This window comes from Pseudomonas sp. xss_4, from assembly GCF_043104125.1.
Taxonomy (GTDB): domain Bacteria; phylum Pseudomonadota; class Gammaproteobacteria; order Pseudomonadales; family Pseudomonadaceae; genus Aquipseudomonas; species Aquipseudomonas parafulva_B.
The window spans coordinates 22373-36084 of record NZ_JBICKJ010000073.1 but is presented as its reverse complement, the minus strand read 5'-3'; the positions used below and the strand labels follow the sequence as shown (position 1 = coordinate 36084).

The window sequence follows — 13712 nt, the reverse complement described above, 5'->3', positions numbered from 1 at the left end:
TCGGGCATGGCTGTGTCTTTGCAGTCCATCAGAGCTGCCGGCGCTGCCCTGACCAACTGTGATGCGGGCTGAGGCGCTGTGGCCGGTGTGCGGCCTGTAGCCATCCAGCCAAGTGCGCAACCCACAGCCCGACACCGCTGGGCGACTCAATACGCTAAACTCGCGCCACTGCTGTCTGGAGTGAACTATGCGCGATGTACTCAATGCAGGCCTGATCGATTTTCTCAAGGCCTCCCCTACTCCCTTCCACGCCACCGCCAGCCTGGCCCTGCGCCTGGAGGCCGCTGGCTACCAGCGCCTGGACGAGCGCGAGAGCTGGTCCGTCGTGTCAGGCGGGCGCTATTACGTCACCCGTAACGATTCCTCGATCATCGCGATCAAGATGGGCAGGCAGGCACCGCTGCTCAACGGCATCCGCATGGTCGGCGCCCACACCGACAGCCCCTGCCTGCGGGTCAAGCCGCAACCGGAACTGCAGCGCCAGGGCTTCTTGCAGCTGGGCGTGGAGGTGTATGGCGGGGCCCTGCTGGCGCCGTGGTTTGACCGCGACCTGTCGCTGGCGGGCCGGGTCACCTACCGCCGTGACGGCAAGGTGGAAAGCCAGCTTGTCGACTTCAAGCTGCCGATCGCGGTCATCCCCAACCTGGCCATCCACCTCAACCGTACCGCCAACGATGGCTGGCATATCAACCCGCAGACCGAACTGCCACCGATCCTGGCGCAAGTGGCCGGTGACGAGCGCATCGACTTTCGCGCCCTGCTGACCGAACAACTGGCGCGCGAGCACCAACTCAACGCCGACGTGGTGCTGGACTACGAGCTGAGCTTCTACGATACCCAGGACGCCGCGCAGATCGGGCTCAATGGCGACTTCATTGCCGGTGCCCGCCTGGACAACCTGCTGTCGTGCTACGCCGGGCTGCAAGCCCTGCTGGCCGCCGACAGCGATGAAACCTGCATCCTGGTGTGCAACGACCACGAGGAAGTCGGCAGCAGCTCGGCCTGCGGCGCAGACGGGCCGATGCTCGAGCAGACTTTGCAGCGCCTGTTGCCCGACGGCGACGCCTACGTGCGCACCATCCAGCGTTCATTGATGGTTTCGGCCGACAATGCCCATGGCGTGCACCCGAACTATGCCGACAAGCACGACGGCAACCATGGCCCGAAACTCAACGCAGGGCCGGTGATCAAGGTGAACAACAACCAGCGCTACGCCACCAACAGCGAAACCGCCGGCTTCTTCCGCCACTTGTGCATGGCCGAGGAAGTACCGGTGCAGAGCTTCGTGGTACGTAGCGACATGGGTTGCGGCTCGACCATCGGGCCCATTGCGGCCAGCCACCTTGGCGTGCGGACGGTCGACATCGGGCTGCCGACCTTTGCCATGCACTCCATTCGCGAGCTGTGCGGCAGCCATGACCTGGCGCACCTGGTGAAGGTCCTGACAGCGTTCTACCGCAGTCACGACCTGCCGTGAGCCACTCAGAGCGCCGCGGTGCTACACACCCGGCGCCAACAGACCGCACTGCTGCACATGGCCTACACGTTCGCCTCAGGCAGGCCGGGCCGGGGGTTAGCGACTATGCTAATGGCATGTCTCACTGCAAAGGACTGTCGCCATGTCACCCTTCCTGGCCCTGCTGATCCCCGTCTGCGCATCCCTGCTGCTGCTCACCCTCGGGTTCGGCCTGCGCGAGCGCGATGTTGGCGTGCTGATGATGTGGGCAGGCACCCTGGGCATCTTCGGCCTGACCTGCTGGAAGATCCTGGAGAAACTGCCGTCATAAACCTCTACACTCGGGCAATCGTTTGACCTGAGGTAGATCTGCCCGTGCCTGCCCTTCTGCGTTACCTGCTTGTCCTGCTGTTGCTGTCCACCGGCCCTGTACACGCAGCAGGCCTGCCCGGCCTTCTCGGTTCCAGTGCCCCCGCCCAGCCCGAGGCTTCCGAGCCGCTGGGCAAATCCCTGGACGAGGTGATCAAGAGCCTTGAGAACGACCAGCAGCGTGCCAAGCTCCTGGCCGACTTGAAAAAGCTGCGCGACGCCACGCAGAAGTCACAACCGAGCGTTGAGCAAGGCGTGCTCGGCTTGATCGGTGGCGCCCTGCACGATTTCGAAAAGCAGTTCACCGGCGAGGCCAACCCGTTCCAGCGCTGGGGCATGGAAATCGACCAGGCCCAGGAGGAACTGGCGGCCTTGATGGTGCCGGTTCACCAATGGCCCGCGATCCTGTTCGGCTTTGCAGCAGTGATTGCGGTGTGGAGCGTGCTGGCATTCGCCTTCAACTGGGTGGGCCATCGGGTTCGCCTGCGGTTCGGCCTGAGCGAAGAACTGCCCCAACATCCCCGCACCTGGGACCTGGTCCGCTTCGCCCTGCGCAAGCTGGGCCCGTGGTTGGTTGCGCTGGTGTTCACGGTGTACCTGAGCTTCGTACTGCCCCCGTCGCTGGGTAAATCGCTGGCCATGGTGCTGGCGTATGCCCTGGTGGTGGGCACCTGCTTCTCGGCCATCTGCGTGATCGCGTTTTCCCTGCTGGACGGCCCACACCGCCACCGGGCATTGCACATCCTGCGCCACCGGGCATTCCGGCCCTTGTGGCTGATCGGCAGCTTTGCCGCCTTCGGCGAGGCCATGAGCGACCCGCGCCTCACCGCTGCGCTGGGCATACACCTGGCCCATGGGGTGGCCACCTTGGCCAACGTCGTCGCCGCGGTGTGCACTGGCCTGTTCATCCTGCGTTTTCGCCGGCCCATCGCCCACCTGATCCGCAACCAACCCTTGTCGCGCCGCCTGACGCGACGAACCCTGAGCGACACCATCGAGATCCTGGGCAGTTTCTGGTTCATTCCGGCGCTGATTCTGGTAGCCATCTCCCTGTTCGCCACTTTCGTCTCGGCCGGTGACACCAGCACGGCGCTTCGCCAGTCACTGATGTGCACGGTGCTGGTCGTGGTGTGCATGGTGCTCAATGGCCTGGTGCGCCGCCACGCCGCCAACCCCAAGCGCGCCGGCAAACGCCATGCGGTGTATGCCGAGCGGCTGCGCAACTTTGGCTACTTGCTGGTGCACCTGTTCATCTGGCTGGTGTTCATCGAACTGGGTCTTCGGGTATGGGGGCTGTCGATGATCAGCTTCGCCGAAGGCGACGGGCATGACATCAGCCTGCGCCTGATGGGCCTGGCAGGCACGCTGATCGTCGCCTGGCTGGTGTGGATCCTGGCCGACACGGCGGTACACCATGCGCTGGTCCGCTCGCGCCGCGGCATGGCCAACGCCCGGGCGCAGACCATGATGCCGTTGATCCGTAACGTGATGTTCGTGTTCATCTTCATCATCGCGGTGATCGTGGCCCTGGCCAACATGGGCATGAACGTGACGCCGCTGCTGGCCGGTGCCGGTGTCATCGGCCTGGCGATCGGCTTCGGTGCCCAGTCACTGGTGGCCGACCTGATCACCGGGCTGTTCATCATCATCGAGGACTCCCTGGCCATCGACGACTATGTGGATGTCGGCGGCCACCTGGGTACGGTGGAAGGCCTGACCATCCGCACCGTGCGCCTGCGGGACATTGATGGCATCGTGCACACCATTCCATTCAGCGAAATCAAGAGCATCAAGAACTACTCCCGCGAATTCGGCTACGCGATCTTCCGCGTGGCGATCCCCTACAACATGAACATCGACCAGGCGATCACGCTGGTGCGCGAGGTCGGTCAGAAGCTGCGCAGCGATCCGCTGATGCGGCGCAACATCTGGTCGCCACTGGAGCTGCAAGGTGTGGAGAGCTTCGAGTCGGGGTCAGCAGTGTTGCGCGCCCGCTTCAAGACGGCGCCGATCAAGCAGTGGGAAGTGTCGCGGGCTTTCAACCTGGCACTCAAGCGCCAGCTCGACGAAGCCGGCCTGGACCTGGCAACGCCCAGGCTGTCGGTGCAAGTGGTAACGGCCGGCGCAGGCGCCCTGACACAAGCCGAGGCGTCCAGTTGAAGTCGATTGGCCACGGATCGTGGCCACGCCGGCGCCCCCCGGGAGGCCGCCCGGCTAGCCTGCCTGTGCCCTAATACAGATGGCGTCATGGCGCCAGTATTCCAGGTCGCAGTCGATCAGCTGCCCATGCTGGTCGCTGTTGACCCGGGTGATCTGCAGCCCCGGGCTGCCCGCTGACACCCTTAACGCTCCGGCCGCCTGCACGGGCAATGCGGTGGGCAAGATCTCGAAGCACACCTGCCCGTAGTGCAGACCGTATTGGCGCTCATAGATTTCAGTCAATGACTGCGCCAGGTCGTGTTCGAGGATGGCCGGGAAGTAACGCGGATTGAGGTAGTGCTCGGCGTACAGCACCGCCCTGCCGTCGATACGCCTGAGCCTACAGATGCACACCACACTGGACAACGCCGGCAGCTGCAGCCGCGCGCAGATGGCCGCCGAAGCCGGCTGCAGCCGAGCCGACAGCAGCTCGGTACTGGCGGCTCGCCCCTGCTCACGCACCATTGCATGGAAGTGGCTGCGCGCGATGAGGTCATAGCTCAAGCGCTCGGGAGCCACGAACCAGCCCCGCCGCTCTTCGCGATAGATCAAGCCCCTTGCCTCCAACTGCACCAACGCCTCGCGCAGGGTGATGCGCGTGGTGGCGAAGAGTTCGCTGAGCCGGCGCTCGGCGGGCAGCTTGCCGCCCGGCGCCAACAGGCCGTGCTCGATCTGCTCCTCAAGGGCGTTACAAATGGCTGTTACCGCGCGCGGTGGCATCGGCTGCATCAAAGGTTACCTATCTGGACTAGGCCAGCCCCACGACAGGGCACCGGGCACTGGGTGCAAGCCTAGGCAGGGCTGATGAACATCCCGTGACAAGCCTGCCCGGCTAGCGCTGCCAGAAACGGGCCAAGCCTTGTGAAGCCCGGCTCCCAGGTGGTCTACGCTGTACTGCCAGAAGCCGCGATCAGGCAGCAGGACCTGGGGCTACATCAAATTGTCACGCTACCGGCCTACCTTGGCTCAAGGTTTGCTGACCTAGACCAAGGCTGCAGACAACGGCTTCATACATAACAGCGTTCGGTCGATGCACCCACCCAAGGAGCTACGGATGAAAAAGTTGTTCATGGCGTCACTGCTCGGTTCGGCAATTGCGTTCTGCACGTCGGCCATGGCCGCCGATGACCTCAAGGCACTGGAGGATGCCGCCCGCAAGGAAGGCACGGTCAATAGCGTGGGCATGCCCGATGCCTGGGCCAACTGGAAGGACACCTGGCAGGACCTGGCCAGCAAATACGGGCTCAAGCACAGCGACACCGACATGAGTTCGGCCCAGGAAATCGCCAAGTTCGAGGCGGAAAAAGACAATGCCAGTGCCGACATCGGCGACGTGGGCGCAGCGTTCGGGCCCATTGCCATTGCCAAGGGCGTAAGCCAGCCGTACAAGCCAAGCACCTGGGACCAGGTGCCAGCGTGGGCCAAGGACAAGGATGGCCATTGGGCGCTGGCCTACACCGGCACCATCGCGTTCATCATCAACAAGGACCTGGTCAAGGAATCAGAACGGCCCAAGACCTGGCACGACCTGGAACGCGGCAAGTACAAGGTGGCCATCGGTGATGTCGGCACCGCCGCCCAGGCCGCCAACGGCGTGCTGGCCGCCGCCATCGCTTACAAGGGCGATGAGAGCAACGTGGCCCCAGGCCTGCAACTGTTCACCAAACTGGCCCAGCAAAAACGCCTGTCCCTGGCCAACCCGACCATCCAGACCCTGGAAAAGGGCGAGGTGGAAGTGGGCGTGGTCTGGGACTTCAATGGCTTGAGCTACCGCGATCAGATCGACCCCAAGCGCTTTGAAGTGCTGATCCCATCGGACGGCTCAATCACCTCGGGCTACACCACCATCATCAACAAGTACGCCAAGCACCCCAATGCAGCGAAACTGACGCGTGAATACATCTTCAGCGATGCCGGGCAGATCAACCTGGCCAAGGGGCACGCACGCCCGATTCGCGCCGAGCACCTGAAGCTGCCGGAGGATGTGCAGGCCAAATTGCTGCCCAACGAGCAATACGCGCCTGCGCAACCGATCAAGAATGCCGAAGTGTGGGAAGCGACCTCCAAGAAGCTGCCGCAGTTGTGGCAAGAACAGGTAATCATCGAAATGGAATGAAGCAGGCAAACTGGCCTGCCAACTGCCATGCGGGTCGTCCTGCCTGCGTGGCAGCCCTAGCGAGCCGGCGTCGCGCCAGCAGTAACCCCCTGGCGCGGCGCCGCGCACTGCAGGCGCCCTCTCCCCGATGTTTTTGCGGAGTCATCAATGAGCCACAACGTCATCCTGGTGCTGTTGGACGGGCTGAACTATCAGGTTGCCCACCACGCCATGGGCCATTTGCACGCCTATGTCGAGGCTGACCGCGCCGCGCTTTACCGCATGGAGTGCGAACTGCCATCGCTGTCCCGCCCGCTGTACGAGTGCATTCTCACAGGTGTTCCCCCTATCGACAGCGGCATCGTGCATAACAACGTCAACCGGCTTTCCAACCAGCGCAGCGTGTTCCACTACGCCCGCGAGGCCAACCTGGGCACGGCAGCCGCGGCCTATCACTGGATGAGCGAGCTGTACAACCGCTCGCCTTTCGACCCCCAGCGTGACCGGCACACCCACGCCCCCAAGTTGCCCATCCAGCATGGGCTGTTCTACTGGGACGATCGCTACCCCGATTCACACCTGCTGGCCGACGGCGAATACCTGCGCCGGCGTCATGCGCCCAATTTTCTGCTGGTGCACCCGATGAGCATCGACGATGTGGGCCACCACCATGGGCTGGACAGCAGCCAATACCGCAATGCTGCCCGCAGCGCAGACATCCTGCTGGCCGACTATCTGCCCAAGTGGCTCGACGAGGGCTACCAGGTGCTGGTGACCGCCGACCATGGCATGAACAACGACCGCTCGCACAACGGCCTGCTGGCCGAAGAGCGCGAAGTGCCCTTGTTCGTGTTCGGCGCAGCCTTCAGCCTCGACCCTTCGGCCAAGCCGCTGCAGACCGACCTGTGCGGGACCATCTGCGAGTTGCTCGGCGCCGCTCACGACAAATCGGTCTGCCGGGAGTTGCTCAAATGAGCCAGTCGCCCCGTGGTCGGTACCTGGCATTGTTGTGCCTGGTGCCCTTCGCTGTCGTTTTCGTGGTCTTCCAGATTGCCCCGCTGGCCTGGGTGGCGCTGAGCAGCCTGCAGTCGGAGGCAGGTTGGGGCATGGACAATTTCAGCAAGGTGTTCGCCTCCAAGTTCTACCTGCAAGCCCTGCAACGCAGCCTGGAGATCAGCTTCTGGTCCAGCCTGTTCGGCATCATCATCGCGACCCTGGGCGCCTATTCGCTACGTCAGGTGGACTCACGGCTGCGCGACTTCGTCAGCGCCTTTGCCAACATGACCAGCAATTTTGCCGGCGTGCCGCTGGCGTTCGCGTTCATCATCCTGCTCGGTTTCAACGGCGCATTGACCCTGTTGCTCAAGCAGATGGGCCTGCTGGAAGACTTCAGCATCTACTCCAAGAGCGGGCTGATCCTGGTTTACACCTATTTCCAGATCCCACTGGGTGTCCTGCTGCTGTACCCGGCCTTCGACGCGCTGCGCGAAGACTGGCGCGAGTCGGCTGCGCTGCTGGGTGCTAACCACTGGCAGTTCTGGCGGCACATCGGGCTGCCGGTGCTAGCCCCGGCGCTGCTGGGCACCTTCGTCATCCTGCTGGCCAACGCCCTGGGCGCCTATGCCACGGTCTATGCCCTGACCACCGGCAACTTCAACGTACTGCCCATTCGCATCGCGGGCCTGGTGGCCGGCGACATCAGCCTCGATCCGAACCTTGCCAGTGCCCTGGCAATGGTGCTGGTCGGGCTGATGACAGTGGTCACCGTGGTGCATCAATGGTTGTTGAAAAGGAGCTACCATGCGCGCTGATTCCCGTAGCGGCGGCTGGTACCACCGCGCCGTGGTCTACCTGCTGTTTCTCATTCTGCTGATGCCACTGGCCGGCACCCTGCTCTACTCCCTGGCCACCAGTTGGTCGGCCACTCTACTACCCAGCGGCCTGACCCTGAAGTGGTACGTGGCGTTGTGGAGCGAGCCGCGCTTTCTGGCAGCGTTCGGCCAGTCGTTGCTGGTGTGCGTTGGTGCGTTGCTGCTATCGGTGGTGCTGATCCTGCCGCTGCTGTTCGTGGTGCATTATCACTTCCCCCGGCTCGACGCGTTGATGAATGTCCTGATCCTGCTGCCGTTTGCCGTGCCACCTGTGGTGTCGTCGGTGGGGTTGCTGCAACTGTATGGCAGTGGGCCGATGGCCATGGTGGGGACACCGTGGATCCTGATCGGCTGCTACTTCACCATTGCCCTGCCCTTCATGTACCGGGCCATCACCAACAACTTGCAGGCCATCAACCTGCGCGACCTGATGGACGCGGCGCAATTGCTGGGCGCCAGCACCTGGCAGGCGGCTTTGCTGGTGGTACTCCCCAACCTGCGCAAAGGCCTGATGGTGGCCCTGTTGCTGTCGTTCTCGTTCCTGTTCGGGGAGTTCGTGTTCGCCAACCTGCTGGTGGGCACGCGCTACGAAACCCTGCAGGTCTACCTCAACAACATGCGCAACAGCAGCGGCCACTTCAACAGTGCGCTGGTGATTTCCTATTTCGCCTTCGTGCTGATTTTGACGTGGGTCGCCAACCGCCTGAACAAGGACAAGACCTGAGATGAGCTACGTCAGCGTACGCAACCTGCAGAAAAGCTACGCCGGTAGCCCGGTATTCAGCCAGATCGATTGCCAGATCGAACGGGGCGAGTTCATCACCCTGCTCGGCCCTTCAGGGTGCGGCAAGTCCACGCTGCTGCGCTGCATCGCCGGGCTCACGCCGGTCGACAGCGGGCAGATCCTGCTCGACGGCATTGACATCGTGCCGCAGAGCCCGCAAAAGCGCGGCATCGGTATGGTGTTCCAGAGTTATGCGCTGTTTCCCAACATGACGGTGGAGCAGAACGTTGCCTTCGGGCTGCGCATGCAGAAGGTCAGGGGTGATGAGAGCCAGGCAAGGGTGCGAGAGGCATTGCAGTTGGTGGAATTGAATGACTTCGCCGCACGTTACCCTCATCAGTTGTCTGGCGGGCAATGCCAGCGCGTCGCCCTGGCCCGCTCCCTGGTCACCCGGCCCCGACTGCTGTTGCTCGACGAGCCGCTTTCGGCACTCGATGCGCGCATTCGCAAACACCTGCGTGAGCAGATTCGCGCCATCCAGAGGGAACTGGGCTTGACCACGATCTTCGTTACCCATGACCAGGAAGAAGCCTTGACGCTGTCGGACCGCATCTTCCTGATGAATCAGGGCCGTATCGTGCAAAGCGGCGATGCAGAGACCCTCTACACGGCCCCGGTGGACCTGTTTGCCGCCGGCTTCATCGGCAATTACAACCTCCTCGATGCCGACAGTGCCAGCCGCCTGTTGCAGCGCCCTGTCTCCGGGCGCCTGGCCATACGCCCCGAATCCATCACGCTGGGCCTGCACGGCGAACTCGACGCCCAGGTGCGCAGTCACAGCCTGCTGGGCAACGTGATACGTTATCGGGTGCAGGTGCGTGAGGTAGAGCTGGTGGTGGATGTGCTCAACCGCTCGCCGGCCGACCTGCATGCCGATGGGCAGCGGGTCAGCGTATCGATAGACCCCAGTGCGCTACGGGAAGTGGCTTAAGGAGATGCATGTATGGCGCTAGCCATTTTCGATCTGGACGAAACCCTGATCCACGGCGACTGCGCGTCACTGTGGAGCGAACACATGGCACGGCTGGGATGGGTGGATGGCGAGACGTTCTTGCGCCGTGACCACGCGCTGATGGAGGCCTACGGCAAAGGCGAACTGGCGATGGAAGACTACATGGCATTCAGCCTGGAGCCGATTGCCGGGCGGACCCTGGAAGAAGTCGCACACCTGGTCGAGCCGTGGGTGGAAGAGGTTATCGAACCGATCATTTTCGGCGATGCCTGCCGCTGCATTGCCGAGCATCGCAAGCGCGGGGACCGGGTGCTGATCATCTCGGCGTCAGGCGTACACCTGGTTGGGCCGATTGCTGCGCGCCTGGGCGTGGACGAATACCTGGCCATCGATCTGGACGCCCACAACGGCGTCTATACCGGCCGGACCCACGGCGTACTCACTTACCGGGAAGGCAAGATCACCCGCTTGCTGGCCTGGCTGGACCAGGAGCAGGAAAACCTGGAGGGCGCGAGCTTCTATTCGGACTCGCGCAATGACCTGCCCCTGTTGCTGAAGGTGGATCACCCTTGTGCCGTGAACCCGGACCCGGTGTTGCGCGAGCATGCGCAAGCTCACGGTTGGCCTATCTTGAGCTGGCACTGAACCCGCGCTCGCTGTTCAGTGCCAAACACTTGCCCTGCCTCCCCTCAAGCCTGCGCTCGGGCAGGCTTAAGGGCCCATCAGGGCGCCATGACGCCAGTGAGCGAGCAGTCAAACGGGTCCGGCACTAGGCCAGGCTTGGGTCGATGATCATGACCAGCTTGCCGGACACCTGGTTGGTCTCGAGTTCGGCGTAGGCTGCCTGGGCGAACTCAACCGGGTAGGTATCAACCAGCTGCGGTGACAACCGGCCTTCGGCGAACAGCGGCCAGACTTGTTGGTGCAAGTCACCCAACAGCTCGGCCTTGAACGCATCGTCACGGTTGCGCAAGGTCGAACCCGTGATCTGCGCCCGCTTGGCCAGGACCTGGGCGAGGTCCAGTTCAAACTTGCGTCCGCCCATCACGCCGATGATCACCCAGCGCCCGTCGCGGGCCAGCAGCTTGAGGTTGAGCTCGCCATAGCTGGCGCCAACCGGGTCGAGAATCACATCGAATGGGCCAATGGCTTCCAGGTCATCGAGGTTCTGGTTGCGCACAACGCCCCCTGCCGCGCCCAAGGCCTGGCAATACGCCAGTCGCTCGGCTGAACCGACGCTGACCCACACGCTGTTGCCGAACGCTTTGCACAGCTGAATGGCAGCCGACCCCACGCCGCTGGCACCGGCGTGCACCAGCACCTTCTCGCCGGCCTTGACGCCGCCCAGCTGGAAGATGTTCAGCCACGCCGTGGCGTAGACTTCCGGCAGGGCCGCCGCTTCATGCAGACTGAGCCCTTCGGGCACGGGCAGAACGTGCCGCGCATCAACGATCACTTCCTCGGCCATGGCACCGCTGGCCAGCAGTGCGCACACCCTGTCGCCCACCTGCCAGGCTGTCCCGGCCCCCACTTCTGCGATCACACCGGCACATTCCAGGCCCATGTAGGGGCTGGCGCCGGGCGGCGGCGGATAGAGCCCTTTCATCTGCAGCAAATCGGCACGGTTCAACCCCGCAGCCGCGACCCGGATGCGTACTTGTCCTGCATCACACGCAGGACGTTCGGCTTCGACCCAGGTGACATGTCCGTCAACGCCTTGCAATGCCTTCACAGTGCCTCCATAGTTGAATCATATGACCGAGCCTGGGCACCCGTGCCCAGGCTTTTTGCAGTATGCGCCCGGTTTTATGGAACCGGCGAACGGAAAAGACGGCCTACTATGCGTGATCAATTGCCCCCACGTCGAATCAGCATGAAGCATTTCCTACCTAGCACCGCCCTGGCACTGATGATCGGCCTTGGCAGCCTTACGCTCGGCGGCAATGCGGCGGCCGCCAACAAATGGGATAGCCTGCAACCGGACCGCGACGAAATCGTCGCCAGCCTCAACGTGGTGGAGCTGCTCAAGCGCCATCACTACAGCAAGCCGCCGTTGGATGACGCCCGTTCGGTCATCATCTACGACAGCTACATCAAGCTGTTGGACCCGGCACGCAGCTATTTCACCGCCGCCGACATCGCCGAGTTCGACAAGTGGAAGACGCAATTCGACGACTTCCTCAAAAGCGGCAACCTCGACCCTGGCTTCACCATCTACAAGCGCTACCTGGACCGGGTCAAGCAGCGCCTGGACTTCGCCTTGGCCGAGCTCAACAGGGGCGTGGACAAGATCGACTTCACCGTCAACGAGACCTTGCTGATCGACCGCAAGGACGCGCCTTGGCTCAAGGACCAGGCTGCCCTGGACGAGTTGTGGCGTAAACGCGTCAAGGACGAGGTGCTGCGCCAGAAGATCGCTGGCAAAGAGCCCAAGCAGATTCAGGAAACCCTGATCAAGCGCTACAAGAATCAGCTGGCACGTCTGGATCAGACCCGGGCGGAAGACATCTTCCAGGCGTACATCAATACCTTTGCCCAGTCCTACGATCCGCACACCAACTACCTGTCGCCTGACAACGCCGAAAACTTCGACATCAACATGAGCCTGTCGCTTGAAGGGATCGGCGCGGTACTGCAAAGCGACAACGATCAGGTCAAAATCGTGCGCCTGGTGCCCGCCGGTCCTGCGGCCAAGACCAAGCAGGTCGCGCCGGCTGACAAGATCATCGGCGTAGCCCAGGGCAACAAGGAAATGGTCGACGTCGTCGGCTGGCGCCTGGACGAAGTGGTCAAGCTGATTCGTGGCCCCAAGGGCTCGGTGGTACGCCTGGAAATCATCCCGGCGAGCAACGCCCCCAGCGACCAGACCAGCAAGATCGTGTCGATCACGCGTGAAGCGGTCAAGCTTGAAGAGCAGGCGGCCAAGAAGTCCGTGCTCAAGCTCAAGCAGGACGGGCGTGACTACAAACTCGGCATCATCGAGATCCCGGCGTTCTACCTGGACTTCAAGGCCTACCGCGCAGGTGACCCGGAGTACAAGAGCACCACGCGTGACGTGAAGAAGCTGCTGACCGAGCTGCAAAAAGAGAAAGTCGACGGCGTGGTCATCGATTTGCGCAACAACGGCGGTGGCTCGCTGCAGGAAGCGACCGAGCTCACTAGCCTGTTCATCGAAAAAGGCCCCACTGTACTGGTACGCAACAGCGATGGCCGTGTCGATGTGCTTGAAGATGAAAACCCAGGTGCCTTCTACAAGGGGCCGCTGGCGTTGCTGGTCAACCGCTTGTCCGCCTCGGCATCGGAGATTTTCGCCGGCGCCATGCAGGATTATCACCGCGCGTTGATCATTGGCGGCCAGACCTTCGGCAAGGGCACCGTGCAGACCATCCAGCCACTCAACCATGGCGAGCTCAAGCTGACCCTGGCCAAGTTCTACCGCGTTTCCGGGCAGAGCACCCAGCACCAGGGTGTATTGCCGGACATCGACTACCCGTCGATCATCGACACCAAGGAAATCGGCGAAAGCGCCCTGCCCGAAGCGATGCCGTGGGACACCATCCGCCCGGTCGTCAAGCCTGCGGTAGACCCCTTCAAGCCTTACCTGGCCCAGCTTAAGGCTCAACACCAGGCGCGCAGCGACAAGGATGCCGAGTTCATCTACATCCGCGACCGTCTGGCATTGACCCAGAAACTGATGACCGAGAAGACTGTCAGCCTCAACGAGCAGGCACGCCGGGCGCGCCACGATGAAGTCGAGGCCAAGCAGCTGGCACTGGAAAACATCCGCCGCAAGGCCAAGGGTGAAGAACCGCTCAAGGAGCTGAAAAAAGAAGACGAGGATGCACTGCCGGCCGAGGATGAAAACACCAAGCCGGAAGACGACGCCTACCTGTCGGAAACCGGGCGCATCCTGATCGATTACCTCAGCGCCAGTACCAAGGTGGCTAAAAAGTAGCGCCAGACCCTGGGGAGGGACGAATCATTCG

12 protein-coding genes are annotated in these 13712 nt (G+C 62.7%); 10 read left to right on the top strand and 2 right to left on the bottom strand.

The genetic code is table 11. The annotated features are described in order from the left end of the window. Positions 1 to 187: 187 nt before the first annotated feature. From ACF8GB_RS16385 to ACF8GB_RS16375, 3 genes are all read left to right on the top strand, one after another. Positions 188 to 1477 carry a M18 family aminopeptidase gene (locus ACF8GB_RS16385; RefSeq protein WP_058604185.1) on the top strand — a complete coding sequence of 430 codons (1290 nt, stop codon included), beginning with the start codon at positions 188 to 190 and terminating at the stop codon, positions 1475 to 1477. 142 nt (positions 1478 to 1619) lie between these two features. Next, on the top strand, positions 1620 to 1787 hold the full coding sequence (locus ACF8GB_RS16380) for a hypothetical protein (RefSeq protein ID WP_167339350.1): 168 nt from the start codon (positions 1620 to 1622) through the stop codon (positions 1785 to 1787). A 44-nt stretch (positions 1788 to 1831) separates the two neighbouring features. Next, on the top strand, positions 1832 to 3985 hold the full coding sequence (locus ACF8GB_RS16375; protein WP_100852068.1) for a mechanosensitive ion channel family protein: 2154 nt from the start codon (positions 1832 to 1834) through the stop codon (positions 3983 to 3985). A gap of 54 nt (positions 3986 to 4039) precedes the next feature. Here the strand turns inward: ACF8GB_RS16375 and ACF8GB_RS16370 are convergent, their stop codons facing one another. Next, the gene (locus ACF8GB_RS16370; RefSeq protein ID WP_058638034.1) at positions 4040 to 4753 is read right to left on the bottom strand and encodes a UTRA domain-containing protein; all 714 of its coding nucleotides are present in this window, start codon (positions 4751 to 4753) and stop codon (positions 4040 to 4042) included. A gap of 325 nt (positions 4754 to 5078) precedes the next feature. Here ACF8GB_RS16370 and ACF8GB_RS16365 point away from each other — a divergent pair, with 325 nt between their 5' ends. From ACF8GB_RS16365 to ACF8GB_RS16340, 6 genes are all read left to right on the top strand, one after another. Then, the gene (locus tag ACF8GB_RS16365) at positions 5079 to 6140 is read left to right on the top strand and encodes an ABC transporter substrate-binding protein (RefSeq protein WP_078478954.1); all 1062 of its coding nucleotides are present in this window, start codon (positions 5079 to 5081) and stop codon (positions 6138 to 6140) included. A gap of 147 nt (positions 6141 to 6287) precedes the next feature. Then, positions 6288 to 7094: an alkaline phosphatase family protein gene (locus tag ACF8GB_RS16360; RefSeq protein WP_058604181.1), complete on the top strand. Its 807-nt coding sequence runs from the start codon at positions 6288 to 6290 to the stop codon at positions 7092 to 7094. After that, a complete protein-coding gene (locus tag ACF8GB_RS16355; RefSeq protein ID WP_058604180.1) occupies positions 7091 to 7930 on the top strand; it encodes an ABC transporter permease subunit in 840 nt (279 codons plus the stop codon). Before ACF8GB_RS16360 ends, ACF8GB_RS16355 begins: the two co-directional genes overlap by 4 nt. Next, on the top strand, positions 7920 to 8714 hold the full coding sequence (locus ACF8GB_RS16350; protein ID WP_058604179.1) for an ABC transporter permease: 795 nt from the start codon (positions 7920 to 7922) through the stop codon (positions 8712 to 8714). The genes ACF8GB_RS16355 and ACF8GB_RS16350 overlap by 11 nt, the downstream gene beginning before the upstream one ends. 1 nt (position 8715) lies before the next feature. Continuing rightward, entirely contained in the window at positions 8716 to 9705 is a 990-nt protein-coding gene (locus tag ACF8GB_RS16345; protein WP_058604178.1) for an ABC transporter ATP-binding protein, read from the top strand. Positions 9706 to 9717: 12 nt separating this feature from the next. After that, entirely contained in the window at positions 9718 to 10371 is a 654-nt protein-coding gene (locus ACF8GB_RS16340) for an HAD family phosphatase (protein WP_058604177.1), read from the top strand. Between the two features lie 124 nt (positions 10372 to 10495). Here ACF8GB_RS16340 and ACF8GB_RS16335 read toward each other — a convergent pair whose 3' ends face one another. Then, on the bottom strand, positions 10496 to 11458 hold the full coding sequence (locus tag ACF8GB_RS16335; protein ID WP_196186581.1) for an NAD(P)H-quinone oxidoreductase: 963 nt from the start codon (positions 11456 to 11458) through the stop codon (positions 10496 to 10498). A 141-nt stretch (positions 11459 to 11599) separates the two neighbouring features. Between ACF8GB_RS16335 and ACF8GB_RS16330 the strand changes: the two genes are divergently transcribed. Beyond that, complete coding sequence (locus tag ACF8GB_RS16330; RefSeq protein WP_182139630.1) at positions 11600 to 13681, top strand: carboxy terminal-processing peptidase; 2082 nt, start codon at positions 11600 to 11602, stop codon at positions 13679 to 13681. Positions 13682 to 13712 lie beyond the last annotated feature (31 nt).

Bases quoted from the DNA above. Each gene is read 5' to 3' on its own strand.
- ACF8GB_RS16380 (WP_167339350.1), top strand. From the start codon at position 1,620: ATGTCACCCTTCCTGGCCCTGCTGATCCCCGTCTGCGCATCCCTGCTG.
- ACF8GB_RS16340 (WP_058604177.1), top strand. From the start codon at position 9,718: ATGGCGCTAGCCATTTTCGATCTGGACGAAACCCTGATCCACGGCGAC.
- ACF8GB_RS16365 (WP_078478954.1), top strand. From the start codon at position 5,079: ATGAAAAAGTTGTTCATGGCGTCACTGCTCGGTTCGGCAATTGCGTTC.
- ACF8GB_RS16355 (WP_058604180.1), top strand. From the start codon at position 7,091: ATGAGCCAGTCGCCCCGTGGTCGGTACCTGGCATTGTTGTGCCTGGTG.
- ACF8GB_RS16370 (WP_058638034.1), bottom strand. From the start codon at position 4,753: ATGCAGCCGATGCCACCGCGCGCGGTAACAGCCATTTGTAACGCCCTT.
- ACF8GB_RS16385 (WP_058604185.1), top strand. From the start codon at position 188: ATGCGCGATGTACTCAATGCAGGCCTGATCGATTTTCTCAAGGCCTCC.
- ACF8GB_RS16360 (WP_058604181.1), top strand. From the start codon at position 6,288: ATGAGCCACAACGTCATCCTGGTGCTGTTGGACGGGCTGAACTATCAG.
- ACF8GB_RS16350 (WP_058604179.1), top strand. From the start codon at position 7,920: ATGCGCGCTGATTCCCGTAGCGGCGGCTGGTACCACCGCGCCGTGGTC.
- ACF8GB_RS16330 (WP_182139630.1), top strand. From the start codon at position 11,600: ATGAAGCATTTCCTACCTAGCACCGCCCTGGCACTGATGATCGGCCTT.
- ACF8GB_RS16345 (WP_058604178.1), top strand. From the start codon at position 8,716: ATGAGCTACGTCAGCGTACGCAACCTGCAGAAAAGCTACGCCGGTAGC.